This is a genomic window from Amphritea atlantica (assembly GCF_018860855.1).
Taxonomy (GTDB): Bacteria; Pseudomonadota; Gammaproteobacteria; order Pseudomonadales; family Balneatricaceae; genus Amphritea; species Amphritea atlantica_A.
The window spans coordinates 192,119-218,566 of sequence record NZ_JAHKQE010000004.1 but is presented as its reverse complement, the minus strand read 5'-3'; the positions used below and the strand labels follow the sequence as shown (position 1 = coordinate 218,566).

Here is a 26,448-nt window from a genome sequence, read left to right as displayed (position 1 = left end):
CTTATTATATGAATCCCCGTAACCGTGGAAGTAATCTTCCCAGGAAAATAATATCACCTCAAACTAGAATAGTTTTGCTATCGAAATATAAGAAATAAGGAGGTCGCTAACGAGTTCTCTAAAGTAAAGATATAGCTTGACAGATAGGAGGATGAATTTTAAAAATGAACAAATAAAAAGATAATAAACAACCGAATAGAATTGATTTTTTTAAGAGCTGATAGTCGTATCACTTGCTCCTGACTAACTGCCTGCATACATTCATTATTTATACAAAAAATGCTGCTAAAACTGCTGAATACCATGATTATCAAAGCTGCTCAATCATCAAAGCAGTTGCCTATAGTGGCTCAAAATCTAAACTAAAGCAGCTCTTAAAACCGTCTATATTAAAAAAGACAACACCTCTCAGCAACGAGAATATCGTCTAACAACATGCCTTTAATACTGTAATAATCGAGTCAAAAAACATACCAATAACTCTATCAGATACTTCTCATATCCTTCGGTGTACAGCCAAATCGAGACTTAAACAAACGACAGAAATGAGCTTGATCATTAAACCCCCAGCGATAAGAAATTTCAGCTAATGTCGTTTGGCCGGTGGCTGCTCTTATATCATTTAAAGCCGATTGCAAACGTAATTCTTTAATCCATTGACTAACCGTTTGATCAGAATCTTTGAAAAGCTTATGTAAATAACGAGTCGATATATTGCAAGACAGAGCTATCATATCAGGAGATAGATCAGGGTTCTGAATATTTTCTCGTACAAACAACTCAATATTGCTCAGATGAATGCTGCGTAACCCTGCCTCATTACTCATCAGTACTCGATCATCACTCTCCATACTGTAAGCTAATAAGTCGATCAACTGACTACTTAGGATCTTATGCGTAGCCTCATTCGTATAAGGAGCTTGTTGTACCATTGTTCTTAAAAAATTAAAAAAAACGTTACCTATCCCTTTGTTTTTATCAAACTCCATATAGAGAAATTTTTCAGGTTGGCGAATCCGAGTTTGTAACAGCGAAACGGGCACTTTCACAACCCAAAGAGCATTATTCTTACTATAGCTAAATTCATAAGGAAGGTCGCTGCGTTCAAGAATAAATGAACCAGGATTACAAACGACACTCCGGTCAGCTTGAGAAAAATGAACCTGTTCCTGTGCTGGAATAGTAATCAAGAAATAAGCCTCAGATTCATCAATCTGCTGCTTCACTCGCTTGAAGCAAGTCGCTGAGCTTTCCATCCTTGAGATATTCAAACACCCCATATTCCATTGACTCAAATGACCATGAAACTCAACCTTACCTCTGAAATCCAATTCAAGAGGAAAATAGGCCTTATTTATTATATTACGCCAATAACCCTGCCGCTCTTGCTGAGGTAACAGGTAAGTACTGTAACGATTATTCATATATAACACCCTCTTTATTGTTGTAGAGCCTATACGTTTATTAGTTACATCCTTGTTTAAATTTGAATCAGAAACACCCCTTTGTAGCAACACCGTTTCAAACCAAAAAGCAGTCAAGAACGCCGGTAACGCCCCTGACCGAAAACCCTGTTGCCAGAGTAGTGAAAACTTTCATTACCTCGTAGATAACCTCAGCTTATTCTATACACCAAGGATATCTTGATTAAGATTTAGTTAATCTGTAGCACTGGTTTGGTTCGAGGACCAACTTCCAACCTGGACGCACAACAATGTTGGTTGTCGGTTCCTCAACAACGGCGGGTCCTCTAATCTCGACACCAACATCTAATTTAGGCCCTGAATAAACAGCTGTATCGATCCAGTGCCCTTCCGCATCAAATAAAGCAGGCCGATAACCGATCAAAGCATCCTCCGCAGTACCACCTTGAGACACAAGGGTTTGAAACTTAGGTTTTACAACATGGCCCACCATGGTCGATTCAATATTAACAAGCTCCACTGGATTATGCTCTTCTGAATAGGTATACAGCTCTTCATGCCTTTTATGAAAATCATCTAGAATGGCTAACATCTTCTCATGACAAATTTTACCTGGATGAATTTCAACATTACATTCATGAATCTGCCCTACATAACGCATCTCGACACTGCGGGTATAACTAATATCTTCGCTATTAAAGCCATCAGACATCAGATGCTCACGCCCTTGCTGCTCTAAATCTTCAAATTTACGATTCAAAGCATCTAGATTGGCATCATTATCAAGCCGCATAGGCTCAGATGCTAAATAGTTATAACGAACATCAGAAATAATTTGACCAAAAGCACAAAATACAGATGATACTTTGGGTACTAATACCGTCGTACTTCCAATCTCTTCCGCCAATGCGGTGATATGCATGCCTGCCGCACCACCAGCACAGAGCAAAGCAAAATCACGAGGGTCATAACCACGTTCAATCGAGACTCTACGGATACCATTAACCATATTTAAATTCACAATGGTGCTGATACCGTAAGCCGCCTTCTCGACGCTGATACCCAGAGGATCGGCAACATGCTCTTTAACCGCCTGAAAGGCAGCGTCTCGATCAAGCTTGATTGTACCGCCTAACACCGCATCAGGGTTCAAATAACCTAACACTAAGTTAGCATCCGTAACAGCAGGTATCGTGCCGCCTTTACCATAACAGACAGGGCCAGGTATAGCTCCTGCACTTTCAGGCCCTACTTGCAACATTCCATACTGATCCACTTGACAAAGTGAACCACCACCGGCCCCCAAAGTTTCTACCTGAATCATCGGAACACCAATACGATAACGCAGGAAATCAATATTCTTATTCAGGTTGGTATGACCATCCTTAGTCAAAGTTATATCAAACGATGTCCCCCCCATATCAACAGTAATAACATTATTAATACCGAAAGGCTGGCCGACAAAGAGGCCCGCTTGAGGTGCTGACGCTGGACCGGAATTAATCGCATTAACAGCTCGCCCCTGCATTGCTTCACCGATCGCTAAGCCACCATTAGACTGAAAATAACGCACCGGATATTTTGCACCTAGAGACTGAAAGTACTCATCAATTTTCTGAACATAACGGCGCATAACAGGGCTAAGGTAGGCATTAACAACGGTTGTCGAGGTACGGGTGTACTCTCTAACTTGTGGATAAACCTCGCTGCCGGTACACACAAAAACACCCGGCATCATCTCCTGAACTATCTCTTTAGCGCGTTTCTCATGGGCTGAATTTCTCACCGCCCAAACAAAAGAAATAGCAACGCTCTCAACACCCTGAGCTTTAAAGTAACTCACCGCATCCCGCACTTCTTGTTCAAGCATCGGTGTATCAATTTCACCGGTACCGATCACGCGCTCATTAATAGGCTGACGCAGGTGGCGGGGCACAATCATGTGAGCTGGAGGAAAGTCCGCTTCATAACGATAACCTTCTTCTTTATGCCCTAAACGGATTTCTAAGCTATCTTCATGGCCTGCGGTGCAAAGCAAACCGACTTTAACTCCCTTTTTTTCAATCAAAGCATTAAGGGCAACCGTTGTTCCGTTAATACATAGATCACAATCTTGCACCACTTCTTCAATAGAGCGGCCAACCGCCTCCGATATTTGCGTCAACCCTGCTTTTATAGCAATCGTGCCATCCTGTGGAGTGGAGGGACTTTTAAACACCCGTAACTCACCATTATTTTCAGCCAATACAAAATCTGTGAAAGTACCACCGGCATCGATACCCAAACGATATTTATTACGCATAATTTTATTCCTTACTTATTATTTCTATCGATTTATTGCTGACGTAGCTCAGCGGTCGCTTGCTGATCAACGCTCACCGATTGGGAATCAATCACAACGCTATACTCTTGCACGGCAGCTTCTAGCGAAACCAAACCATTGCGATAATCGGTAAGAACAGCCTCCGGCACACGCTTTTTCGGATCGCCAAAACCTCCGCCACCAGGGTTAAAGTTTGCTACCCGCACCCCCGGTTTAACCGTAATAATCGTGTTAGCCTTATAAACGTCTTCCTGTTCACCTTTAACAACCAGCTTACCTAACTTAGGTTCAAGCAGTTTATTTTCCGCACCCGCAGCCCCCATCGTAGGAATTTTCCGACCTTCTCCAAATGCAATAACCGTCATATCATGGTCGATGGGTTCAACTTCCCAGACCGTGCCTGACCCTCCACGATACATCCCTGCACCGCCGCTATCTTGGATCAAACCGTAGCGCCGAATAATGATGGGGTATGAATACTCCAATAACTCGATATCACCTGAACTAAGCGCTCCAAAACAACACAGAGGCCCACAAGCGTGCCATCCGTCCATCACTTGAGTTGCACCAGCACCTGAAATAATGGAAGCAAGCACCATCGTTACATACTGTTCACCGGTACGCGGATCAATACCCGCAATATTGATCCCACTGGCATGCCCCCAAGACGCTGCTACTCGTTCTGGTGCGGCTTGCTCTAATGCTTTTCGGACCGCATCCGTCAGCGTTTCCATCGGGGTAGTGGTACAGTTCACATGTGGGGCCGGCTCTTGTGCGTTACACAGTGTGCCTGGCTTGCCGAGATCGACGGTGACACAGCGATAAAGGCCTTCGTTATAAGGAGGCGGTAACTGAGCAAACATCATCAATCCGAGATAAACCCCAGACATTGAGTTGCCTTCATAAGAATTGATAAAGTAAGGAATCTGCGGCGGGCTCTGCACCTCAATATGTACACTATCGCCTGTAATGGTAACTTTAGAAGTAATTTCCATTTCACCAAAACCATGACCTGAATCTTCTAATACCGCCGAACCGAAGTATTCACCATCAGGAACATCTTCTATGAGTGAACGCATCTGCTTGTCAGCCATATTCTTGAGTTCTGCAATACAAGCCTGAAGCTGTTTTATGCCGTACTTGTCCAGCAGTGCAATCAAATTCCGCTCACCGACTCGACAGGCACCATACTGTGCATTTAGGTCACCCTCTTGATCACGCCGAGCACGCATATTGGTCAGTAGCAAGTTAATAACATCTTCGCGACGTTGACCCTTATCCCAAAGCTTAACTGGAGGAATCCGTAGCCCTTCCGCATAGATTTCCGTCGCGTCCGGGTTATAACCTGCGGGCACGGGTCCTCCAATATCGGTCAAATGACCTTTACAAACAGTCCAGAAAACGAGCTCACCGTTATAGAAAACCGGCTTATACATACAACAATCAAGTATATGACTGCCCTTATAAGCTGGGTCATTATGATAGAAAACATCGCCTTCATGGATATCATCACCAAAAAAACGAGCGACCTCTTTCATGGCTGGAATTAAGGATCCAAGATGAATAGGAATATCTTGCCCTTGTAAGATCATCTCGGGGTAATGGTCAAACAACGCATTACTATAGTCGTGAGCTAAATTAAAGACACTCGAACGCCCGGTTTTCTCTAATGTCAAAGTCATCTCACGTTGCGCCGTTTCAAGCGCTCCGCGAACAACTGCCAGTGTGATTGGATCGACACTTATCGACATGCTGCACCCCTTATTTGATTTTATGATAATAAGGTTTACCCACCCTGCTAAATGACGACAGAGTGGATAACCTGAATATCAATCATTCTACGAAGCAGGCAACAATACATATTGATAAACGGCGACTTAATCTTTGCACCTCAGAGAACTTAGTCTTCAGTTTCAATCAGATTATAAAAATCGTAACCGAAAACTAAAAACAGTAATCAGTGTCAAAAAATTCAAGCAGCAAGACTCATAAAAGCCATTATCATTAGTGTTTCAAGGACATAAACTATTGTCTCCACACAGAAAGCAGGCTTTAATAAGCGATTCAAAACATTGCTGATTAAGGTTCGCTGATTTGTCAAAGTTTCATCGTGTCGCTAAACAACCCCTCATGCTGTGGCATGACGCTATTGCCGGTATTATTACCCACGGGGTTACGGATGATGCCGTCGACAACCTGATGGATTCATTGCGTAGAATCGTTGATGCCGATGGCAGCACGCTGATTGTCTACCCTGAAGGCAGCCAACCCTACTGTCCGTCGCGTAAACGCCGCAAAGGCGAAGATCCGCGCATCCATATTGACCGCTATATTGAAAGTGCTTATCTACTCGACCCCTTCTATCGTTTAGCAGTCGAGGGGCCAGCCGAAGGGGTTTATAGCCTTGCTCAAGTCGCACCGGATGGTTTCAAACAGAGTGAGCTTTATCGCGTCTACTACCAGTTAGTTAATTTTGGTGACGAGATTTGCCTGATCATTCCCACGGAAAATGCGAGTATTCAAGTATCTATTAGCCGCCAAGACAATAAGCCTAAATTCAGCGCCGCACAGCAAGATCTAATTCAACGGGTGTTCTCAACCGTTAAGGCCATTTTGTTAAAATGGTGGACCAGTTCAAAACATGAGCAAAAAGAGACCTTTCTAGAATCACACCTAGAGTGTGCACTAAGCAATTTTGGCCGCTCAGTGCTGACCCAACGAGAAACCCAGATTTTACAGCTGGTGTTAAGAGGTTACGCGGTAAAATATATTGCGCAGAAACTCGAAATCAGCCCAGAAACCATCAAGCATCACCGTAAAAACATCTACTCAAAGCTGGATATCAATTCACAGGCGGAGATGTTTCATCTCTTTATTGACTCGTTACGCATGGTCACCCCAGACTCCCCCCCTGACCCACTGACCAACTACCTAAAACCACCCGCACGATAACTCAACGGCACCCTGGCCATAAACGCTGCAAGAGGTTCACGACTAATGTCGCAGCTGAGTAAGCAGATGGTGACATGACTAGAGTGCTATAGTTTACGTATAGCACATGTAAATAGTTGGCGAAGATCACCAGGAGAAGCCAATCTATCCGCAATGCAATTAAGGCGCAGTAAGTGGCCTGCATTACGGCTATAATAAAACAGTTGTTTAAATCGATTCATTAGCCCGAAAAGAGATTATCGATGTCATATCAGTATGCCATTACCGAATGCGGCAACTATCTCCGTATCGAAGTACAGGGAAGCCGCAACAAAGCCGACGTTACACAAGAGTCGCTAAAGATGTGGGAAGGTGTGGCCAAACACTGTAAGAGCAAAGGTTTGAATATGGTACTCGCCGTTTTTCATCTAGACGGCACACGCTCACTGATGGATACCTTTAATATTGTTGCCGGTGTCAAGGAATGGATCTGGCCAGAACTCGTGATCGCCTATGTGGATACCAACCCAGTCAACCGAAAAGATAATATCATTGCTGAACAATCCGCCATGCGACATGGTATTAATTTCCGTACTTTTTTAACCGAACAAGATGGCATTGCATGGCTGCAAGCGATGTACTCCACTACTCGTTATTAAGCTCAGTGATGGACAACTAAACAGTAGACCTAAAAAAGCCGCTCAGTGAGCGGCTTTTTAATGTTTAACGGATCATGAACCAAAGATCTGATTCGGTAACCAAAGTGCAATCTGCGGAAAGATAACCACCAACGCCAAACCAATAACCTGCAGAATAATAAACGGAATTACCGCCTTATACAGATCGTAAATGGTAATCGATGGTGGCGCCACCGAACGCATATAGAAGAGATTATAGCCAAAGGGCGGCGTCAGATAAGCGGTCTGCATACTGATAATAAATAGCACGGCAAACCAAACGGTATCAAAACCCAACTCCTGCACAATAGGCACGAACAGCGGTACAGTAATAAAGACAATGGCAAAATCATCGAGGAACATACCCAAAATAAAGTAGGTCGCCAACATCGCCACAATCACCATATAAGGGGACAAGTTCGAGTCTTGCACCAGCTCAGTAATCAACATACCGGCACCAAGGCCGATATAAATCTTACTGAAGAATACCGCCGCAACCGTAATCCACAAGAGCATCCCCATCAGCTGCGTGGTGCTCATCAACACCTCTTTAAGCATCTTCAGGTTAAGCGTGCGATAGATAGCGGCGCAAACCAAGGAACCCGCAGCACCAACAGCGGAGGCTTCAGAAGGTGAGGTGATTCCACCAATAATAAAGCCTAAAACCGTTGTAATCAGCGCGCCAGGCAAAATCAACGCCTTGAGCGCCTTAATCTTATCTATTGCACCCAAGCGTTCAGATAGGGCAATCGGCGGCGCTTTATCCGGATTTTTCACCGCAAACAGGAAGATATACACCATATAAATAACGGCTAACATCAATCCTGGCATCATGCCCGCAGCAAACAGTTTGCCAACGGATTCCCGCGCCAGAAAGGCGTAGACAATCATCAACACACTCGGTGGAATCAGAAAGCCCAATGCACCGCCAGCCATGATCGTGCCGGTCACCAGTTTCTTATCGTAGCCACGACTCAACATCGATGGCAGAGCAATAATACCCAGACTGACTGTCGCCGCACCGGACACACCCGCCATCGCCGCAATAATCGCACAGATGATTACCGTACCCATACCTAAGCCGCCAGGCACCCCACCCATGAGCTTATTGATCATATCAAAGAGATCATCGGTAATACCCGAACGCTGCAACATCAGGCCCATGAAAATAAACATCGGCAAAGCAACCAGCAGGAAGTTATCCATCGCCGAAAAGGCACTCGTCGCTAATAATTCAAGTCCTGCTGGACCCCAAAGAAAATAAGCCGAACCCACACCTACGGTGAGCAGAGCCCAAGTCAGCGGAGCACCTATCGCCAACAGAATCAGCATAGAAAAGAACATGCCGAAGGTAACCAGTAAGGGATCTAGATCTAACACACATACACCTTTGTTATAATTGAGGGTCTGAGCGGCAAGTACAAAAGGCTTGCCGAATCAGACAGAGAGCGTTACCAAGCTTGCAAATCAATATCGGTATCAAACCTGTGGTTCTGGTTGTATACCGATCATGATCATAAAGCTGCGAATCAGCTCAGCAATACTCTGCAAAATCATCAACCCTACCGCCAAAGGCAGTACAGACTTAAATGGGTATATCACAGGCCCCCAAGTGCTTTTTGACGAGACCTCTCTAATCGCCCAAGAATCGGCAGCGAAATTAAAGGTAATGTAGAAAAACACCGCAAACACCACTAAACCGATCACACCGGTTATCACATCCAGCGCGGCTCGTGTCCGCTCGGGAAAGAGGTTGTAGATCACTTCACTACGTACATGACCGTGGTGTTTATGGGTATAAACACCGGCTAAGATGCAAAAAGTGCCGTACAACATGGTGGTCGATTCGTGTGCCCACGAGGTCGGGCTGTTAAATAGATAACGCGCCCCTACCTCGTAGCAAAGCCCTGCAATCATGGCCAGACATAACCAACAGAAAGTCCGGCCGATCCACTCAGATACCCTGTCCTGAAAAGCAAGATATTGAGAAAGCTTGGACATCAGATTCTCCCTGTTGCCTTCGCTGTCGCCGTGATCGCCTCAATCGCCTTGGCGTTACGAGGAGACTTAGCCGCTTCCTCTTTCCAAACGTCCATAGCCGCCGTTGTCAGTGCTTTAGAATCGGCTTCAGGCAATGAGGAAAATTCAAAGATCCCTTCGCCATTCACATCCAAGCAGCCATTCACGTTCCAAGCATGCATGTTAACGGCGTGCTTCGCTGTCGCCAGTTCCAGTGCTTTTTGCTGATCTTCTGTGAGAGATTCCCACTTTTTCATATTGATCAACATACCGTCGGCATAGCCTGGGTTGATCATATTCAGGTAGGTGTAGTATTTAGCAGATTCGTGCAGTTTAAGCGCTTTATACTCCAATGATCCGCCATAAATAACGCCATCGATCGCACCGGTCGACAAGGCAACATAGAGCTCTTGGCTTGGCAGATACACGGTAGGAATATCAAATTTTTCCAGAATGCCAGCGACCGTTGCAGTCGCGCGGATCTTCAGTTTTTTCAGGTCTTCAAGGCTATTCACAGGCTTAGTGGTCAGCAGATCATAAGGCCCACCAAAGACAGCCCCTAAATACTTAACCCCTTTCTCGGCATAGGCTTCTTCGAGTAACGCCGTCAGCCCCTTCGCTTGATGCAGATAGATCGCTTCATCATAGCTTGCCCAAGCGCCAGGAATACCTGATTCGATCTTACCAATATCTAACTGACCCGCCCAATAACCGGCATATCCCTGACACATATCCAAGGTGCCTTTAGACACCGCATCTAACATCTGATCATTCGGTACCAACTCTGACCCACGGAAACGTTGAATACGTACGCTCTTATTCGATACCGCTTTTACATCATTAGTGAACTCTTTATAAAGATCATCAGACTCGGTGCCATAGAGCGTCTGCATCCGCAGTCGAACATTTTTACCTGCGTGAGCGGTTGTTGAGGAAAGGGCTAAGGGTGCTGCTGCGATACCGGTCGCTGCAGCTTTAAGCAAGTCTCTTCTTTTCACTATCGTCTTCCTATTTTTTATAAATTCTTATAACTCAGGCAGGCATCTGCCTTCCGGCAATCAATTAATTGATTGTCCCGTGACGCCTGAATAACGAATCTATCTCTTAGCGGATAGATGTTCGTTATTTTTAACACCCATTATTATAAATAGGAAGACTAGATATTCGGACAACGGCTGCAAGCACTGTTAATCAGCGGCGTTACCCCTGATAGAACAGCCTCTAACAAAAACCAACACAAACCGACCAAATCAACGCTAATTCATTGTTTTAATGATATAAATCATTAAACAAAACATTACACTGATAGCGCAAAACAATGACCTTTGTATTAACATTTTTGCTGCCTACCCCTTTCAGGGGATACCCTCTGTTTGATATTCAGAACGGCAATAAACTCAACAACATCAATAGCTATCAACTATAATTTCGTCTATTACACACAGTCGTGTCGTCATCCCAAATACCAAGAGCCATGTTTGTAATACCCAAAAGCGATCGACAAAAAGGCTGATAAATATCCGTCATAATACCCAATGATGGTTAACCGACCCGCCCTCAGCAGAGAGACCTAAATCTATATATTTAAGTAACAAGAGGATAAAACGAAAGCCTGTAAATTTTTTCACCAACGCCGTAGAATCTATCTCATACCAGTCAAAAACAATTCTTCTAAACCTGGTTCCTTTTTGAAAACTCGATTCAACACACGGCAACCTGCTAGGAATGAACAACAGGTCGCTACTGACCGTAAGGAACTCTGATGTCTCAAGCACTATTGATAGCTCCCACCGGTGTAGGCGCAGGTTTAACCACCGCCGTATTGGGCCTTTTTCAGGCTATGAACCGTCAAGGCATAAAGGTTCATTTCTTTAAACCGATCGCCCAAGAAGAGAACGATAGGGTCGACTCGACCATCGCCATGTTGCAGGGGGATTGTGCCTCCATCGCTGAACCGGTATCGATTCGCGATATTGAACAACTCGTCAGCCAAGATAAAGGTAATGAGTTGTTAGAGCAGCTGGTTGCCCGTTATGAGCAAAACCTACCCGCCGATAATGAAGTAGTGATTATCGAGGGAATGGTGCATACCGAACATCAGCCCTATGCAACCCGTATTAATAATGAGATAGCTAAAGCACTGGATGCCCAAGTAATTTTGGTGGCAACCCCGGGCACAGACAGTATTGAAGCCCTGCAGGATCATATTGATATTACGGCTCGTGCTTACGGTGGCATTAAAAGCAAACAGCTAGTCGGCTGTATTTTAAGCAAGCTGGGTGCGCCCGTTGACCGCGATGGTCATATGCAGCCATTTCTCGGCGCCGGCCAAACCGTCATTCACAGCATAACCGAAGAGGTTATTCGCGAACACGCCACTATCTTTAGCGATCAGTTTCGCCTGCTCGGTTGTATTCCGTGGAACCGCGACCTCATCACTCCCCGTATCAAGGATATAGCCTCCTACCTAAATGCGACCATTATCAACACGGGAGATATCGACACTCGCCGCGCCAGCCGCATCACACTATTCGCCCGCAGTGTCGCTAACTCAGTCGACGAATTGCGGCCAGGTGCCCTAGTGTTTATCCCCGGAGACCGGGACGATATGATCATTGCCGCCTGCATGGCCGCCGTCAACGGGATTGAATTAGCTGCAGTGGTGTTAACCAGTGGTTTCACCCCCTCCTCGCCGGTATTGAAACTCTGTGCCGGCGCCTTTAAAACGGGCTTACCAATTCTCAGTATTCAGTTGAACAGCTGGCAAACGGCACTGGCGATGACTCAGATGAACCAACGCACCCAAATCGATGATCATCAGCGCATCCGTGATATCAAAGAAGCGACCGCCGCCTATATCGATCGTGACTGGCTTAACACCATGGTGGATGATAGTTATCAGCGCCGCCTGTCCCCACCGGCCTTCCGCTATCAATTGATCAACCGAGCGCGCCAAGCAGATAAATTAATTGTGCTACCAGAAGGCAATGAACCACGCACTGTTAAAGCCGCAGCGATCTGTGCCGAACGTGGCATCGCTCGCTGCCTACTGCTCGGTAATATCAAAGAGATTGCTCAGGTCGCCAAGAACCAAGGGATCACCCTCAACGATAAGATCATCATTCGTGATCCACAACTCATCCGTAATGACTATATTAAACGGCTGGTCGAGTTGCGGAGCCAACGTGGCGTCTCAGAATTTATTGCCAAGCGACTTTTGCAGGACAATGTCGTGCTAGGCACCCTCATGCTGGAAATGGGTCATGTTGATGGGCTAGTCAGCGGCGCGGAACATACCACCGCCAATACCATTCGCCCGCCCATGCAGCTCATTAAAACAGCCCCGGGCAGCAACTTAGTCTCATCCATCTTCTTTATGTGCCTGCCGGAACAGGTATTGATTTACGGTGACTGTGCGATAAACCCCGATCCTAACGCCGAACAATTAGCCGATATTGCAATCCAGTCGGCGGATTCAGCGACCGCCTTTGGCATTCCGCCTCGAGTAGCGATGATTAGCTATTCCACAGGCGTTTCAGGCAAGGGAGCCGATGTTGATAAAGTTAGGGAAGCGACCCGTATCGCGCGCGAAAAACGTCCAGATCTGCTGATCGATGGTCCATTGCAATATGATGCAGCCGTGATGGAAAGTGTCGCGAAATCTAAAGCCCCCAACAGCTCGGTGGCCGGCCATGCAACCGTATTTATCTTCCCCGACTTAAACACCGGCAATACCACCTATAAAGCGGTTCAACGTAGCGCCGATGTGATCAGCATCGGTCCGATGTTACAGGGGATGCGAAAGCCGGTGAATGATCTATCCAGAGGCGCGCTCGTAGACGATATCGTCTTCACAATCGCGTTAACGGCGATACAAGCAAAAGCCTGTGAAAACAACGAATAACCAACGGAAGAAATGCCGTCAATATTGGAAAAAAAAAGGCCGCTGTACAAACAGCGGCCTGAAAAAAGGACAATGAAAACCCAGTGTTACCGGATGCATCAATTGACCACAGCAGTTGAACATCATCGGGGAAAGGTATCAGTACGTTATATCTGGTGAGAGAGCAGATGAGCCAACAGCGCTGATACAATCCGAATCAATTACGGCTTAATTATATATACCCTACTAATTCAGTCAACAATTTATTGACTACTTTTTAACCACACCACACCTCTCAAAAATCACCCCATGGCTGATCCACTGCAAAGTATTTTACGTACACATATTTAATCGAGCTTACAGCCAAGGAATGAGCATGAATTCAATCTCCGAAACCACTAACATACCCGTCGGCATCAGCGCCTGTGTCATGGGTGAAGAAGTCCGCTTTAACGGTGGTCACAGCCAATCAAGAATCTGCCGTAACCAGCTTGCAAGCCACTTTCAATATCAAACATTCTGCCCAGAAGTCGCCGCTGGTTTTGGCATCCCTCGCCCGACCATGCGCCTGACGGGTGATCCAACAAAGCCGACGTTAATCTTCTCTAAAACAACTGATGATGGCCCTGCGAAGGATCTTACCGAACAGCTCACTGCGGCCTGCCAGCCAATGCTACAGCGCTGTCACGCACTCGATGGGTTTATCCTTAAGAAAGACTCCCCTAGCTGTGGTATGGAACGCGTGAAAGTTTATCAGCCATCTGGCCATCCTCACGAACAACGGGGATCGGGGTTATTCGCCCAAGCATTAATGCAACAGTACCCTAACCTACCCATCGAAGAAGATGGTCGCTTGAATGATGCCCAACTGAGGGAAAACTTCGTGATGCGAGTCTTTGCCCATCATCATTTTCGCAAAGAGGTGGTCGAACAACCCAGCTTCCATCATTTATTACAGTTTCACAGCAGCTATAAATATCTACTGATGGCCCACAATCAAGTCGCCTATCGAACGCTAGGCAAGATGCTCGCCGATGCTCACCATGAACCGTTAGACAAACTGATGGCAGATTATTTTGATCAGTTTATGTCGGCTATTAACCAACCCGCCTCTCGAGGTGCTCACTGTAATGTTATGCAGCATATTATGGGCTACCTAAAACAGAGCGTTGATAGTACCGCACGGCAGGCGATTCTAGCCGTGTTTGAGCAATACCGACTCGAGGAGGTTAACCTCATCACCCCGATGACCCTGCTCTCCCATTATATTAATCAAAATGGCAGCGACTATATCCGCGCTCAACGCTACCTAGAACCTTACCCAGCACACCTTGGGCTACGTAATCAGGTATAAGGAGAACACCTTGAACACGCCCGTTATTGTTTGGCTGCGCCACGACCTGCGACTCGCGGATAATCCTGCTCTTTACTATGCTGCTCAGGCTGGCCGAGTTATACCCGTCTTTATCGATGATAGCACCACGCCTGATCAATGGAGCCTTGGGGCCGCAAGCCGCTGCTGGCTACAGCACAGTTTGGCTGATCTCAATGATCAACTGTCTGGCCAGTTACGTATTTTCAGGGGCGACCCACTGCAGATTTTATTATCACTCGCCAAGCAAACCGGCGCCCATGAGGTGCACTGGAATCGCTGCTACACACCCCATTCCATCAAGCGAGACAGTCAAATCAAACTTGCTCTTAAAAGCGCCGGAGCCGAGATACACAGTTATAACGGCTCGTTATTGTGGGAGCCTTGGACCATCAGTAAAGCCGACGGCAAACCCTATAAAATATTTACCCCGTTTTATCGTAAAGGCTGCCTCAATGCAGCGCCTCCGTCAGAACCACTTCCTCGACCAGCGATCCAACTGTTTTCTGAGGCTATTATCAGTCAAGGCGATCTAAAACAGATCCCCGTGGCTGAACTGACATTAGATGAACATAGCTGGACGAAGAAGATAACCGACCACTGGACGATCTCTGAAGAAGCCGCTTGGCAACACCTCCAGCATTTCATCGGCGAACGTTTGCAAGACTACCAGCAAGGCCGTGATATTCCCTCCCTAGAGACTACCTCAAGTCTCTCGCCTTACCTTCAGTGGGGGCAGATTTCACCGCGTCAGATTTGGTATTACAGTCAGCAACAAGGCAGCCAACCCGGCTTAGAAGATGCATTAGATACCTTTTTGAAAGAACTCGCTTGGCGCGAGTTTTCCTATTATCAGCTCTATCATAACCCCGCCATGACGAATGAAAATCTGAATCAACGTTTCAATCGTTTCCCTTGGCTAAATCAACCTGAACAATGCCAAGTGTGGCAACAGGGTCTGACCGGCTTTCCGATGATCGATGCGGGGATGCGGCAACTGTGGCAGACCGGTTATATGCATAATCGCGTGCGTATGTTGGTCGCCTCGTTTCTGGTAAAGAATCAACGCCAGCATTGGCGCCTTGGCGCGGCGTGGTTTTGGGATACGCTAGTGGATGCCGATTTAGCGTCTAACAGTGCCAGTTGGCAATGGGTGGCTGGCAGCGGTACCGATGCAGCCCCCTATTTCCGCATTTTTAACCCTGTGTTGCAGGGGCAAAAATTTGATGCGCAGGGTGACTATATTCGTCGTTATATTCCCGAATTAAAAACACTACCCAGTCGATATATTCATACCCCTTGGGAAGCCCCTGAGCAGGTACTTAAGGATGCTGGGGTGGAACTCGGCAGCACCTATCCCCACCCAATACTCGATCTAAAGCAATCACGGCAGGCGGCATTAACGGCGTATTCAAGCTTAAAGCAGCAGCCCGATACAACCAAAATACCCCTAGCCCTATAAACGATAAGATTTAAATCCGGTCGTCACTGGGTTTATTGACCCAAAAACAAAAAAAACCAGCAATACGCTGGTTTTTTTGTCTGTAACAATCAAGCGTTTGTGATTAGAAAATCAGCAAACCAAGCGAGATAATTACGCCAGACCCCAGCAAGGCCATGATGCAATAACCCATCACATCTTTAGCTCCCAAACCTGCAATCGCCAGCGCCGGAAGTGCCCAGAAAGGCTGGATCATGTTAGTCCAAGCATCACCCCATGCAATCGCCATCGCGGTTTTGGCCGCATCAACCCCCAGTGCAGCACCGGCAGGCATCATGATCGGCGCCTGAACAGCCCACTGACCGCCACCGGATGGGACGAAGAAGTTAACAATACCGGCACTCAAGAAAGTGAACAGCGGGAAAGTCGTTTCGTTTGAAATAGACACAAAGGCTTCGGAAATAATACCGGCCAAAGAGGCACCTGAATCACCGGTGGCCGTCATCATACCCATGATACCGGCATAGAACGGAAACTGTAGCAGAATACCGGCACAGTTTTTCGCGCCTTGAGATACCGAGTTCAACAGACTTTTAGGTGTTCCATGCAACAAAATAGCGGAGAACAAGAAAGTGAAGTTGACAATATTTAGATTCAGTGCAAAACCATTATTGATAAAATAATAAATAATGTATGAAAAGCCCATCGCCCCCAATAGCAGAGACAGGATACGGCTGTTTTCCAGACGTTCTGCTGGCGTCATATCCTCTTTGTTTGGCAATGCTTCTGGCGCGGCAGTCTCTGCCAGCAATGCTGGATCAATCACCATGGTGTCTTGAGCCGCTGGATGCATTAAACGGTTCAACAAAGGAATCGTAATAAACATCACCGCCAAGATAGCCAAGTTCATGGTAGAGAACAGGGTTTCAGACGTTGGAATTGGCGCTGTTACTGCACCGTTAGTCACGATTTCAATTTTAGTACCACTGGCAATAGCCAAAGGAATCGAGCCTGACAGACCCGCATGCCAAAACAGAAAGCCGCTGTAAGCCGATGCGATTAACAAGCGATAATCCACGCCTTTAACGCGAGCCGCGATTTCACGTGCAAAAATAGCACCCACGACTAAACCAAAGCCCCAGTTCACCCAACACGCAGCGGCACTGATCATGGTTACCAAAATAATGGCTTGGCCTGGCGTTTTAGCAATACCAGCCAACATGGCTAACTTGCTTTTAAACGCAGGTGCACTGGCCATCGCATGACCGGTAACAACAACCATCGCCATCTGCATAGCAAAGGTTAATAATTTCCAAAACCCACCGGCCCAAGCATCAACAACCTGCATGGGTCCTTGGTTTGTGGCTGGCATAACCAACACAAAAACCACTAGGGTTAACACGATAGCAAAGATAAACGGATCAGGAAGGTAACGCTGCAACAGAGTAACAAAAAATTTACTTAGCCGTTGCAATAGCGTTAATTCCACAGCACTCATATTCATATTTTTTCCTATTATTATTTATTATTAAACAGCCTCGATGAGAGGCCCTTTATTTATTTACGCTTGTGGCGTAGGTCAAGATAACGGCATGTGACCCTTATCGAGATAGCTGATATTACCCCTTATCGGGCGCGCAATCATATAGCAACAGCCAGATCACCGCCAATAGGCGATATTGTCCGGTCTTTTATATTGACTGTTTATACTGGGGAAACAAAGATATTCGAGCAGACATAAAGCCGCACTGACCAAACAACGGCTGATGTATTTTTAGAGAGGGATGGAGATCGCCCGCATCATCTTCGATTATAAAGGAGAACGATGCGGGCTATGGTATTGAAGAGTAATGACAGTGTTTATAGAAAGAGACGACTTAAAAGCCATTATGAATTAACACCAGCCTTGGGCCCAATGCTGACTATTGCGAAGCTCCTGCCAAGGAATACGCTGCTCACGACGGCTGAGCACCGCTTCTAATACACATTGCTGTACCACGCCGTCATCATCCCTGATTAACGCAGTCACCAAAAAATGCTTTTCGCGTTGCTCTGGCTTAACCGCCGTCCACTTACTGAGGTTAAGCTTGTTAGGATTTATTTGTACCATCCTAAAAACCAGTCATCGGCTGTACTAGCTTGCCAAACAAGGTGGTGAACCGTAACGGCGCATCGGTCGCTATTAAGCAGATACAATCCTCGTCACTGTCCACCAGCGGTTGATGCTCAATCTGATCATCCAAGTCGGCAATATCACCACGACAAAAACGGCCTACCTCATCGGAAAACGAGCCGCGTAACACCAGCGTTAGTTCGTTACCGTTGTGTGTATGGGTTAACATCGACTTGCCCGGCGCTATCCGTAATAACCGTGACACGCCTCGTCCCTGCCAAGGCATATCGTAATATGCCACACCGGGAACAATACGCTTCCATTCCAGCTGATCAAGAGGGCCACTCACATATTCGTTTAGCGGCACGGGAATCTCAGGATCACTGAGGCTCGGTATCGCCTGTCGAGGCTCAACTATACGGCGTTCTAAAGGTTCATCGATCTGCGCCAATATCGCAGCCAACATATCATCTTCGATAGTTTCGGCATCAAGGGATTCTAGCAACACACCACCCACCGCATCATTCATTTCCGCACGTTCACGACACGCAGAACAAAACGCCAGATGAGATGCCACCACCAATGCCATTCCTTGAGATAAGCTTCCAGCGGAATAACTCATCAGGGTTGCATCATCCAAGTGGTGATTAATGTTCATACCGATCACCTCCCCAGATCTGCTTAAGTTTTTCTGACGCCAAACGGATTCTAGATTTGACGCTGCCAAGGGGAATATCGAGACGACCGGCGATGTCACCATGTGACCGCCCTTCGAAATAAGACATATAGATAACCTGCGCCTGTTTTTCAGGAAGTAACTTAATAGCGGCCGCAATCCGATCCGATAGGACTTTCTGTTCGCCCTGACCCGGCTCAGAGGCGGTTTCGCTCCATTCATCCAGACTGTATTGGGGGTATTTCTGTTTACGCATCCAATCGATGCTTTGATTGCGTGCGAGGGTGAAGATCCAAGTGCTCGCGGCCGCTTTTTCCGGGTGATACATGTGCGCTTTGCGCCACACCGACAACATCACTTCTTGGGTTAGCTCTTCGGCTGTTGCCAGTGCCACCCCTAAACGAACAATATAGGCCTTCACTTTAGGGGCAAAATGGCTAAACAGCCGAGCATATAAACGCTTATCAGGCTTAACCGCTAGATGACCCAGCAGATTACTCCAGTCAGCGCTGGCCATCTCCGCTTGCTTCAGTTGTATGATGTTATCCACATCGTCTCCCGGTGGTCTTTTATTCATATACCTCCTATACGTCTTGCCGAGTTAAGCGGATCAGTCGAATGCTAAAAACAATCGACGCCTATTGATATATCAATAAAAACAACGGTGATCCTATTTCTGCTGCCACACGTAAAGTGCTGCAAACAGATTACAGTATGGACTGCTCACATGAATATTACCGCCATCCGCCCGAAAAAAATTGCCGTTATCGGCTCAGGCATCTCCGGCCTCAGTTGCGCATGGCTGTTAAATAGAGCCCATCAGGTAACCCTGTATGAAAAAGATGATCGTTTAGGAGGACATTCCAATACCGTTAACTTTGATCTTAACGGCACCCGAGTAGATGTAGATACCGGTTTTATTGTCTTTAATCCGGTGAACTACCCTAATTTGGTTAAGTTTTTTGAACATATCGACCTGCCCACCTGTGCCACTGATATGTCCTTTGCGGTATCGATTGATGATGGCCAACTCGAGTACAGTGGTTCCGGTTTAACAGGCCTATTTGCCCAAACCCGCAATATCATCAGCCCCTCGTTCTGGGCCATGATCAAAGACTTAATGCGTTTTTATCGCAACACCGACAGCATGATGCTAGACCCCTCATTAGCGAATATCAGCTTGGGGGAGCTATTAACCCAGCACGGTTATGGCGATCGCTTTATTTACGACCATCTATTACCCATGGGTGCTGCGATCTGGTCGACGCCGGTCAAACAGATGCTCGACTACCCTGCTCTCAGTTTCCTACGCTTCTGCAAAAACCATGGTTTATTACAGGTCAAAGATCGCCCGCAGTGGCACACTATTCCCGGTGGCAGCATCGGCTATGTCAACAAGCTAGCCGCCGCATTGGCGGGCAACATAAAGCTCAACAGCCGTATTCATAAGGTTATCCGCCAGTCTGATGGCGTCATTATCGAAGATCTACACGGCGCACAGGAACACTATGATGATGTGGTGTTAGCCTGCCATGCAGACCAAGCACTCGCCTTGTTGGACAATCCGAGCGAAGCAGAGCAACAACTGTTAAGCAGCTTCCCTTATCAGCGTAACAAAGCTTATTTACACCTAGACCAAAGCCTGCTCCCCCGTGACCCTAAGGTCTGGTCGAGCTGGAACTACATGGCTACCGGTAGCGGCCCTGATGACCGTCAGGTATCGATCAGTTATTGGATGAACTGCCTACAACCGCTGGCAACCGAACAACCGGTGATCGTGTCGCTTAATCCACTCAAAGAGCCGGCCGCCGACAAGATGATCCGCACATTTTTCTATGATCATCCTGCCTTCGATCGCCACTCGCTCGCCAACCAACAAAAACTCTGGAGCCTACAGGGGCAGCAAAACACTTGGTTCTGTGGCGCCTGGTTCGGCTATGGTTTTCATGAAGATGGCTTACAATCCGGTTTAGCCGTTGCCGAGCAACTAGGTGGCGTCCCCCGCCCTTGGCATTTAGACGAGCCTAACAGTCGTATTTATGCCACGGCACCCGCATCAAGTGATCATCCAACAACGGATGTTCGGGAGAGCGCTAATGGCTGAGTATGCATCAGCAATTTATACCGGCACGGTGGTGCACCAACGGTTCACGCCCAAACAGCATCGCTTTGCCTACCGGGTGTTTTCGCTTTGTATTGATCTCGATGAATTACCGCAATTACAGCGATTAAAATTCATGGGCATTAACCGCTTCGGTTTATTTTCCTTTCATGAAAAAGATCATGGCCGTGGCGATGGCCACCTCCGAAGTGAGATCACCGACCTGCTGTCAGCGCGGGGCTACAGCAGTGCGAGCGCCAGAATAGAGCTGCTCTGCTACCCCCGCATTATGGGGTACACCTTTAACCCTCTGAGCGTTTACTTCTGTTACAACCAGCACAATGAGGTTGAGGTGATTATCTATGAGGTGAGCAACACCTTTGGGCAACGGCACAGCTATCTATTGAGTACCGAAACAAGCGGCCAAGCCATCAAACAGGGCTGTCAAAAGCAGATGTATGTCAGCCCTTTTATGCCGATGGATACCGCCTATCAATTCAACATTCGCCCGCCCGGCGAACGGGTTACCGTCGCCATTCTACAATGCAGTAAAACGGCAGAAGCGACCCCAATACTCAATGCAACGTTTAGCGGTCAGCGACAGAAACTCACCGACCGCGACCTATTAACACTGTTTTTCAGCCACCCTCTCATGACTTTGAAAGTGATCGGGGCGATACATTGGGAAGCACTCAGACTGTGGCTGAAAGGTCTAAAACTACAACCGCGTCACACCACCAAAAGTTACAGCATTAGCTGGTCAGATCGCAACGGAGAACATCACTATGAAAACCTGTCACTATAAGACCGCCTCGGGCCAAGCACAGGTTAAACCGGTTGCCCAACAACACCATTACAGATCCAGTAAGCCCCGTTGGCTGGAACAACAGCTACTCAAACGCCTTCAAGGGCCGCTGAGTAAAACCCGTGGCCGTTTACACTTGACCATGCCCAGTGGTTATCAGCAGAGCTTCGGCCAACTAACCCGCTTAACTGACGCTGAGATTGGCACTGAGCATGCGCTAAATGATCCCATACAGGTGAGTGTCACACTGAATTCTCTGCGCTGCCTTGTACGCCTCGTTAGTGGTGGGATCACCGGCTGGTCTGAGGGTTATATCGCCGGTGAGTGGGATAGCTCGGATGTCACCGGCCTAGTGCGCTGGGCACTGCAAAACGAAGCCACACTGGAGGGCTTATCAAAAGCCAGTTTTATCAAACAGCTATTTGATAATCTTCATCATTGGCGCAATAACAACAGCCCCAGCGGTAGCCGCCGTAATATCGCCGCCCACTATGATTTAGGCAACGACTTTTATAAGCTCTGGCTGGACCCGAGTATGTCCTACTCTGCCGCACTGTTTGAATCTGACAGCCAGTCCCTGGAAGCGGCACAGCGGGCGAAATATCAGCGAATATTAAATCTTTTAAAACCCGCCAAAAACGATCATATTCTCGAAATTGGCTGTGGTTGGGGTGGTTTTGCCAGCGAACTATTAGAAAATCATAATACTCGGTTGCACGGTATCACCCTGTCTAAAGAGCAGCGTCAATGGAGCCGTCAGCAGCTAAAAGCCAAAGGGCTCGGTGAACAAGCCGATATCAGCCTGACCGATTACCGAGACTTACTGAAGCAATACGATGGCGTCGTTTCTATTGAGATGTTTGAAGCCGTAGGCGAACAGTATTGGGATACCTACTTTAGCACCTTAAAAAACAGCCTCAAACCCGGTGGGGTCGCCGTACTGCAGGTGATCAGCATAGAGGAACAGCGGTTTGACAGCTATCGTAAACAAGCTGACTTTATTCAACGCTACATCTTCCCTGGGGGAATGCTGCCAAGCATCGAGCGACTCGAACAAAAATTCGCCGAGCATGGCTTCAGTCTGCAGCATAAACAGTTATTTGGTAAGGATTACGCCCGCACACTGCGCCACTGGCGAGCCAGCTTTGAGCAGCAAACGGAGGCTTTAGAAAAGCTCGGTTATGATGAGCAGTTCAGACGGTTATGGCATTACTATCTGTGCTATTGCGAGGGTGGATTTGAAGAAGGCTCTATCGATGTAGGGTTGTATCAACTCGTTAACAACAACTCTTAAGCTCGACAAGCAGCATGCGGTTCGCTCTTCATGCTGCTTCGATAGACATAGATACCTCGCTACACATGAATAGCTAAGCAGATGAAGTCGAGTCGTGGACGTGACTGTCGCGATAGGCCCTGCGCCTATAGAAACGTCTCTATGGATACAGCCCCGATACAAACAGCCCCGATACCATCAGTCGCTATAGAAACAGTCGCGATCGAAACAGGCAAACAAAGATGTCCCTTTAAGCCTGAGTGTTATTTCGCCTGATAGGCACCACGCTTACGAATATAGCGAATAAGCCGGCCCAGCAGTGGAAACTGTTCGATCAAGACGCTGGCATCCCAAAAATCCTGATGACTGATCACCAATCCCTGATGATTAAAACAGACCCGACTGGTGCCTTCGGTCGAAAAAGATCCGGTTAGCGAGGAGGATGCAGAAAAACGCCAATAGAGATAACCGGTTTGGCCCTGTATTTGTGTTTCAAGCACCTCAAACCCTACATCATTTAGCTGATCAAACATCTCACTCATCAGCCCCAGAAAGTTAGCCTTGCCCTTCAGCCGATTAAAGGGGTCGGTAAAATAGATGGTTTCGCTGACGAGTGGGCCGAGTGCGGCAACATTAGTCGGGCTGAGCTTCGAAAACAACAAGGCATAGTGATTTAAGCACTCAGTATAAGATACTGTCGCGATGGGCAGTTCAGGGTTAGGACGATCCGCACTTTCTATTTCAGTCTCTATTTCAGTCTCTATTTCAGTCGTCGTTTCAGACATCGTTTTATCCTCCCGTTATCCGCTTAATCAAACTAAAATAACAACCATAGGGTAGCAGCCTGAATAGTTTTAGCAGATAAACAAAGCGACGGGGAAAAACAATTTCAAATCGCTGACTTAAAAGGCCTTTAACGATTCGCCGAGCGGCTTCATCCGCCTCCATCAGCGCAGGCATCACAAAATCATTCTGCTCGGTTAACGGTGTTCGCACAAAGCCAGGATTGATCAGCTGTAATTTAACCCCACTGCCCTGCAGATCAAGCCGCAGCGCTTCGCACAAATTAATCAACGCGGCCTTGCCGGCCCCATAGGCCGCCGCAGTTGGTAAGCCTCGATAACCTGCAACCGACGCTACCACCGCGATATGCCCTCTACTGCCAGATACCTCCTGCTCCACTGTTAACCGCTTGGCGATATTATTCTCGCCATCCCTATGAAGATAACGGTATAAAACAGGGTCAAGACAATTAATCGTCCCCTGTAAATTAATATCCAGCAATGCCTTACAACGCTGTGCCGAAAAATCAGATGCCAAAAATGCATCATGGGTACCGGCATTTAAGACCACTAACTCAGGCATAATTCCCTGCTGATCCCACCGCTTAAACTGCTGCTGTAAACGATCGAGATCGCCAATATCAACCGGTACGGGGATAAACGCCCCAGAAGAAGAGGCCAGCTCCTGTTGTAACTGAGCTAATTGTTCTGTACTGCGGGCTGAACCGTAGACTGTTACGCCATGACGGCATAACAGACGGCTTAATTCAGCCCCAATACCCCTTCCTGCTCCCGTTATCCAAGCACTTTTCCAAGGCAGGTTTGCACTCCCTATGTTAGTTTTCATCGGTAATCCCTCAAGCTTCGGTGCTGAAATATGTCATCGCTATGGCTTATTTTTATGCTCAACTCTCTAAGCCAAACGCTAAGCCCATCTCAATATTCAAACCGGTGGCTCAATCACACAACCCGGTGTAGCCGACACAGCAGTAGCGACGCTTTCTGCATCGCTCAGTTTGCGGATATGCAGGGTTAACTCCCCCACTGGCAAGCCCCATTTTTTCATCTTGGTTCGATTGATTAAATTATTCTCATCAATCAGATATAACCAATCATCCAAGGCGATATCCCATACTTTGCCATTCACCGGCACCTGCAGTGTGTAACGCCAGTTAAGGGCATTACCCTGCACTTCGCCACGGGCTTCACCGACAATATCCTCGGCCGTGCCACGATAGTGATTACCCTGTTTGGTTAAGCGCCAACAGCGCTGCTGTTGTTCACCATCACTGAACACGAAGCGCTCATCTAAGATGCCCTGCTCACCTTGCCAATGCGCGGTGATATCTGCACGAAATCGACGGGTCACTTTACCCGAGAAATTCTGCACCATGCCATAGGCCACCAGTTGGCCGTTAAAGAAACGATCCAGCGCCAACGCCGGTTGCTCATCACGGTACTCATCCACGCTGCGGGCACACCCCGGCAAGATAAGTAAAAGCGGTAAGGACAAAGCCATTAATGTAAGACTCGTCGGTGTCATGTTGATAATCCTGTTGCTCTTATACGATTATTGTTTACCGGTTAACGCCCGGGTTAACTGGGGGAAATCACTGTTATCCGCTAACCAGATAGCCAGAAAGGCTTGGCTAAAGCGGACATCATTGATCGCACCGATATAACGCTGATTATGATAGAAATGACCGCCATCACTGGCTTGATAAAAGGTCAGGGAATCGTGCTGACGAATATTCGGCCAAATCTGCGCTAAGGATGCTAACCAACCAGCTTGTTTGGCTGGATCCACCTTCGCCCTTTGCCATTGAGAGGCGGTTTCATCGAGTAATTGCTGGCGACTGATATCCCGCTGATAATCCAGATGCAGTACTAAAGGGGATATTGCTGAATCATAACGTCCGGCCAGACTTTCAAGTCGGGCACTGTAGACCTTGAACCACAGTATCTTCAGCTCTGCCTGGCCAACTATCTGCATATTGTCGGGTAAGGGTTTTGCTAAAGCATGAGTGATGCCGGTAAAAAACAGAATCAATGAAATCGCTAACAGATTAAGCCGCATCATTTAGCCCTCTAAAACGACCGTTACTCAAACCGATTAACAGTGGAAATAGCGCCATCCAGATGAGCATCAAGAGCAAGCCACTCTGTAGCAGCGACAATCCTAAAATCATCGCGTCTAAATTGGCGGCCGCTAGATAGGTCAGGCTGCCAAACAGTCCGCCACAGAGTGAGGCGAGCGGCAGATGCGAAGCAAACAAAGCTAAGCTCTGACGCAGCGTAGCCGCAAAACAGAACCATAAGAACAGTAACCACAGGGGTAAACCCGGTGATTCAAAGTGAAAGAGCCCTAGAGTTGTAAGCAACAGATCTACTGCGAAGCCTATCAGGCCACATAGCAGCAATACGTAAAGCTCCCGTAAAGACTGAGAATGAAACAGCAGATGCAGCGTTAATAACACGATCAAAACAGGCACACTGTCGGTCGTGTATAAAATGGCACACCACCAAGCCAGCTGAAAACCGAGCAGGTTAACCCATGTATGTTCTGAGACTGTTTTGTTCATTATCATTACCTCTTCTGACACTGCTTACGTAAATCAGCAAGAGAAA

General features: G+C 47.2%; 23 protein-coding genes. 8 read left to right on the top strand and 15 right to left on the bottom strand.

All coding sequences use genetic code 11. The annotated features are described in order from the left end of the window. Window positions 1-485 precede the first annotated feature (485 nt). The 3 genes from KO512_RS01885 to capB all read right to left on the bottom strand — a co-directional run bounded on the left by KO512_RS01885 (window position 486) and on the right by capB (window position 5,498). Window positions 486-1,424: a helix-turn-helix domain-containing protein gene (locus KO512_RS01885; RefSeq protein ID WP_215950634.1), complete on the bottom strand. Its 939-nt coding sequence runs from the start codon at window positions 1,422-1,424 to the stop codon at window positions 486-488. A gap of 223 nt (window positions 1,425-1,647) precedes the next feature. Then, window positions 1,648-3,726, bottom strand: coding sequence for a caprolactamase subunit alpha (gene capA / locus KO512_RS01880; RefSeq protein WP_215950633.1), 2,079 nt, complete (start codon window positions 3,724-3,726; stop codon window positions 1,648-1,650). A 32-nt stretch (window positions 3,727-3,758) separates the two neighbouring features. After that, window positions 3,759-5,498 (bottom strand): caprolactamase subunit beta, encoded by a 1,740-nt coding sequence (gene capB, locus KO512_RS01875; RefSeq protein WP_215950632.1) that lies wholly within the window; start codon window positions 5,496-5,498, stop codon window positions 3,759-3,761. Between the two features lie 343 nt (window positions 5,499-5,841). Between capB and KO512_RS01870 the strand changes: the two genes are divergently transcribed. After that, complete coding sequence (locus tag KO512_RS01870; protein WP_215950631.1) at window positions 5,842-6,699, top strand: response regulator transcription factor; 858 nt, start codon at window positions 5,842-5,844, stop codon at window positions 6,697-6,699. Between the two features lie 242 nt (window positions 6,700-6,941). Next, window positions 6,942-7,337, top strand: coding sequence for a hypothetical protein (locus tag KO512_RS01865; protein WP_215950630.1), 396 nt, complete (start codon window positions 6,942-6,944; stop codon window positions 7,335-7,337). 72 nt (window positions 7,338-7,409) lie between these two features. On the opposite strand, the gene KO512_RS01860 is transcribed toward KO512_RS01865, so the two are convergent. From KO512_RS01860 to dctP, 3 genes are all read right to left on the bottom strand, one after another. After that, window positions 7,410-8,735 carry a TRAP transporter large permease gene (locus KO512_RS01860; protein WP_303492776.1) on the bottom strand — a complete coding sequence of 442 codons (1,326 nt, stop codon included), beginning with the start codon at window positions 8,733-8,735 and terminating at the stop codon, window positions 7,410-7,412. Between the two features lie 99 nt (window positions 8,736-8,834). Then, window positions 8,835-9,356, bottom strand: a complete 522-nt coding sequence (locus tag KO512_RS01855; protein WP_215950629.1) for a TRAP transporter small permease subunit — start codon at window positions 9,354-9,356, stop codon at window positions 8,835-8,837. Beyond that, entirely contained in the window at window positions 9,356-10,372 is a 1,017-nt protein-coding gene (gene dctP, locus KO512_RS01850) for a TRAP transporter substrate-binding protein DctP (RefSeq protein ID WP_215950628.1), read from the bottom strand. The genes KO512_RS01855 and dctP overlap by 1 nt, the downstream gene beginning before the upstream one ends. A 764-nt stretch (window positions 10,373-11,136) precedes the next feature. On the opposite strand from dctP, the gene pta reads away from it, so the two are divergent. The 3 genes from pta to KO512_RS01835 all read left to right on the top strand — a co-directional run bounded on the left by pta (window position 11,137) and on the right by KO512_RS01835 (window position 16,091). Continuing rightward, entirely contained in the window at window positions 11,137-13,278 is a 2,142-nt protein-coding gene (gene pta / locus KO512_RS01845; RefSeq protein WP_215950627.1) for a phosphate acetyltransferase, read from the top strand. Between the two features lie 355 nt (window positions 13,279-13,633). After that, window positions 13,634-14,611: a YbgA family protein gene (locus tag KO512_RS01840; protein WP_215950626.1), complete on the top strand. Its 978-nt coding sequence runs from the start codon at window positions 13,634-13,636 to the stop codon at window positions 14,609-14,611. A 10-nt stretch (window positions 14,612-14,621) separates the two neighbouring features. Continuing rightward, the gene (locus KO512_RS01835) at window positions 14,622-16,091 is read left to right on the top strand and encodes a cryptochrome/photolyase family protein (protein ID WP_215950625.1); all 1,470 of its coding nucleotides are present in this window, start codon (window positions 14,622-14,624) and stop codon (window positions 16,089-16,091) included. Window positions 16,092-16,194: 103 nt separating this feature from the next. Here KO512_RS01835 and KO512_RS01830 read toward each other — a convergent pair whose 3' ends face one another. The 4 genes from KO512_RS01830 to KO512_RS01815 all read right to left on the bottom strand — a co-directional run bounded on the left by KO512_RS01830 (window position 16,195) and on the right by KO512_RS01815 (window position 19,436). Further along, window positions 16,195-17,574 (bottom strand): short-chain fatty acid transporter, encoded by a 1,380-nt coding sequence (locus KO512_RS01830; protein ID WP_215950624.1) that lies wholly within the window; start codon window positions 17,572-17,574, stop codon window positions 16,195-16,197. A 390-nt stretch (window positions 17,575-17,964) separates the two neighbouring features. Then, a complete protein-coding gene (locus KO512_RS01825; RefSeq protein WP_215950623.1) occupies window positions 17,965-18,180 on the bottom strand; it encodes a TIGR02450 family Trp-rich protein in 216 nt (71 codons plus the stop codon). Between the two features lies 1 nt (window position 18,181). Further along, window positions 18,182-18,841: a ChrR family anti-sigma-E factor gene (locus tag KO512_RS01820; protein ID WP_215950622.1), complete on the bottom strand. Its 660-nt coding sequence runs from the start codon at window positions 18,839-18,841 to the stop codon at window positions 18,182-18,184. Then, on the bottom strand, window positions 18,831-19,436 hold the full coding sequence (locus KO512_RS01815; protein WP_215950621.1) for a sigma-70 family RNA polymerase sigma factor: 606 nt from the start codon (window positions 19,434-19,436) through the stop codon (window positions 18,831-18,833). The genes KO512_RS01820 and KO512_RS01815 overlap by 11 nt, the downstream gene beginning before the upstream one ends. 150 nt (window positions 19,437-19,586) lie before the next feature. On the opposite strand from KO512_RS01815, the gene KO512_RS01810 reads away from it, so the two are divergent. The 3 genes from KO512_RS01810 to KO512_RS01800 are packed head-to-tail and all read left to right on the top strand — an operon-like array spanning window position 19,587 to window position 23,059. Then, complete coding sequence (locus tag KO512_RS01810) at window positions 19,587-20,963, top strand: NAD(P)/FAD-dependent oxidoreductase (protein ID WP_215950620.1); 1,377 nt, start codon at window positions 19,587-19,589, stop codon at window positions 20,961-20,963. After that, window positions 20,956-21,765 carry a DUF1365 domain-containing protein gene (locus KO512_RS01805; protein WP_215950619.1) on the top strand — a complete coding sequence of 270 codons (810 nt, stop codon included), beginning with the start codon at window positions 20,956-20,958 and terminating at the stop codon, window positions 21,763-21,765. Before KO512_RS01810 ends, KO512_RS01805 begins: the two co-directional genes overlap by 8 nt. Beyond that, complete coding sequence (locus KO512_RS01800; RefSeq protein ID WP_215950618.1) at window positions 21,746-23,059, top strand: SAM-dependent methyltransferase; 1,314 nt, start codon at window positions 21,746-21,748, stop codon at window positions 23,057-23,059. The genes KO512_RS01805 and KO512_RS01800 overlap by 20 nt, the downstream gene beginning before the upstream one ends. Window positions 23,060-23,301: 242 nt before the next feature. Here KO512_RS01800 and KO512_RS01795 read toward each other — a convergent pair whose 3' ends face one another. The 5 genes from KO512_RS01795 to KO512_RS01775 form a co-directional block, all read right to left on the bottom strand. Continuing rightward, window positions 23,302-23,823, bottom strand: coding sequence for a nuclear transport factor 2 family protein (locus tag KO512_RS01795; protein ID WP_215950617.1), 522 nt, complete (start codon window positions 23,821-23,823; stop codon window positions 23,302-23,304). A gap of 4 nt (window positions 23,824-23,827) precedes the next feature. After that, on the bottom strand, window positions 23,828-24,667 hold the full coding sequence (locus tag KO512_RS01790) for an SDR family NAD(P)-dependent oxidoreductase (RefSeq protein ID WP_215950616.1): 840 nt from the start codon (window positions 24,665-24,667) through the stop codon (window positions 23,828-23,830). A gap of 96 nt (window positions 24,668-24,763) precedes the next feature. Continuing rightward, window positions 24,764-25,363 (bottom strand): DUF3833 domain-containing protein, encoded by a 600-nt coding sequence (locus tag KO512_RS01785; RefSeq protein WP_215950615.1) that lies wholly within the window; start codon window positions 25,361-25,363, stop codon window positions 24,764-24,766. 27 nt (window positions 25,364-25,390) lie between these two features. After that, on the bottom strand, window positions 25,391-25,900 hold the full coding sequence (locus KO512_RS01780; protein ID WP_215950614.1) for a chalcone isomerase family protein: 510 nt from the start codon (window positions 25,898-25,900) through the stop codon (window positions 25,391-25,393). After that, window positions 25,887-26,402 carry a DUF2878 domain-containing protein gene (locus tag KO512_RS01775; RefSeq protein ID WP_215950613.1) on the bottom strand — a complete coding sequence of 172 codons (516 nt, stop codon included), beginning with the start codon at window positions 26,400-26,402 and terminating at the stop codon, window positions 25,887-25,889. The genes KO512_RS01780 and KO512_RS01775 overlap by 14 nt, the downstream gene beginning before the upstream one ends. Window positions 26,403-26,448 lie beyond the last annotated feature (46 nt).

Excerpts from the sequence above, each read along its gene's own strand:
- KO512_RS01805 (WP_215950619.1), top strand. The coding sequence starts at position 20,956 with ATGGCTGAGTATGCATCAGCAATTTATACCGGCACGGTGGTGCACCAA.
- KO512_RS01815 (WP_215950621.1), bottom strand. The coding sequence starts at position 19,436 with ATGAATAAAAGACCACCGGGAGACGATGTGGATAACATCATACAACTG.
- KO512_RS01885 (WP_215950634.1), bottom strand. The coding sequence starts at position 1,424 with ATGAATAATCGTTACAGTACTTACCTGTTACCTCAGCAAGAGCGGCAG.
- KO512_RS01780 (WP_215950614.1), bottom strand. The coding sequence starts at position 25,900 with ATGATGCGGCTTAATCTGTTAGCGATTTCATTGATTCTGTTTTTTACC.
- pta (WP_215950627.1), top strand. The coding sequence starts at position 11,137 with ATGTCTCAAGCACTATTGATAGCTCCCACCGGTGTAGGCGCAGGTTTA.
- KO512_RS01810 (WP_215950620.1), top strand. The coding sequence starts at position 19,587 with ATGAATATTACCGCCATCCGCCCGAAAAAAATTGCCGTTATCGGCTCA.
- capA (WP_215950633.1), bottom strand. The coding sequence starts at position 3,726 with ATGCGTAATAAATATCGTTTGGGTATCGATGCCGGTGGTACTTTCACA.
- KO512_RS01830 (WP_215950624.1), bottom strand. The coding sequence starts at position 17,574 with ATGAATATGAGTGCTGTGGAATTAACGCTATTGCAACGGCTAAGTAAA.
- KO512_RS01840 (WP_215950626.1), top strand. The coding sequence starts at position 13,634 with ATGAATTCAATCTCCGAAACCACTAACATACCCGTCGGCATCAGCGCC.
- KO512_RS01775 (WP_215950613.1), bottom strand. The coding sequence starts at position 26,402 with ATGAACAAAACAGTCTCAGAACATACATGGGTTAACCTGCTCGGTTTT.
- KO512_RS01790 (WP_215950616.1), bottom strand. The coding sequence starts at position 24,667 with ATGAAAACTAACATAGGGAGTGCAAACCTGCCTTGGAAAAGTGCTTGG.
- KO512_RS01820 (WP_215950622.1), bottom strand. The coding sequence starts at position 18,841 with ATGAACATTAATCACCACTTGGATGATGCAACCCTGATGAGTTATTCC.
- KO512_RS01800 (WP_215950618.1), top strand. The coding sequence starts at position 21,746 with ATGAAAACCTGTCACTATAAGACCGCCTCGGGCCAAGCACAGGTTAAA.
- KO512_RS01785 (WP_215950615.1), bottom strand. The coding sequence starts at position 25,363 with ATGACACCGACGAGTCTTACATTAATGGCTTTGTCCTTACCGCTTTTA.
- KO512_RS01855 (WP_215950629.1), bottom strand. The coding sequence starts at position 9,356 with ATGTCCAAGCTTTCTCAATATCTTGCTTTTCAGGACAGGGTATCTGAG.
- KO512_RS01795 (WP_215950617.1), bottom strand. The coding sequence starts at position 23,823 with ATGTCTGAAACGACGACTGAAATAGAGACTGAAATAGAGACTGAAATA.
- capB (WP_215950632.1), bottom strand. The coding sequence starts at position 5,498 with ATGTCGATAAGTGTCGATCCAATCACACTGGCAGTTGTTCGCGGAGCG.
- KO512_RS01865 (WP_215950630.1), top strand. The coding sequence starts at position 6,942 with ATGTCATATCAGTATGCCATTACCGAATGCGGCAACTATCTCCGTATC.
- KO512_RS01825 (WP_215950623.1), bottom strand. The coding sequence starts at position 18,180 with ATGGTACAAATAAATCCTAACAAGCTTAACCTCAGTAAGTGGACGGCG.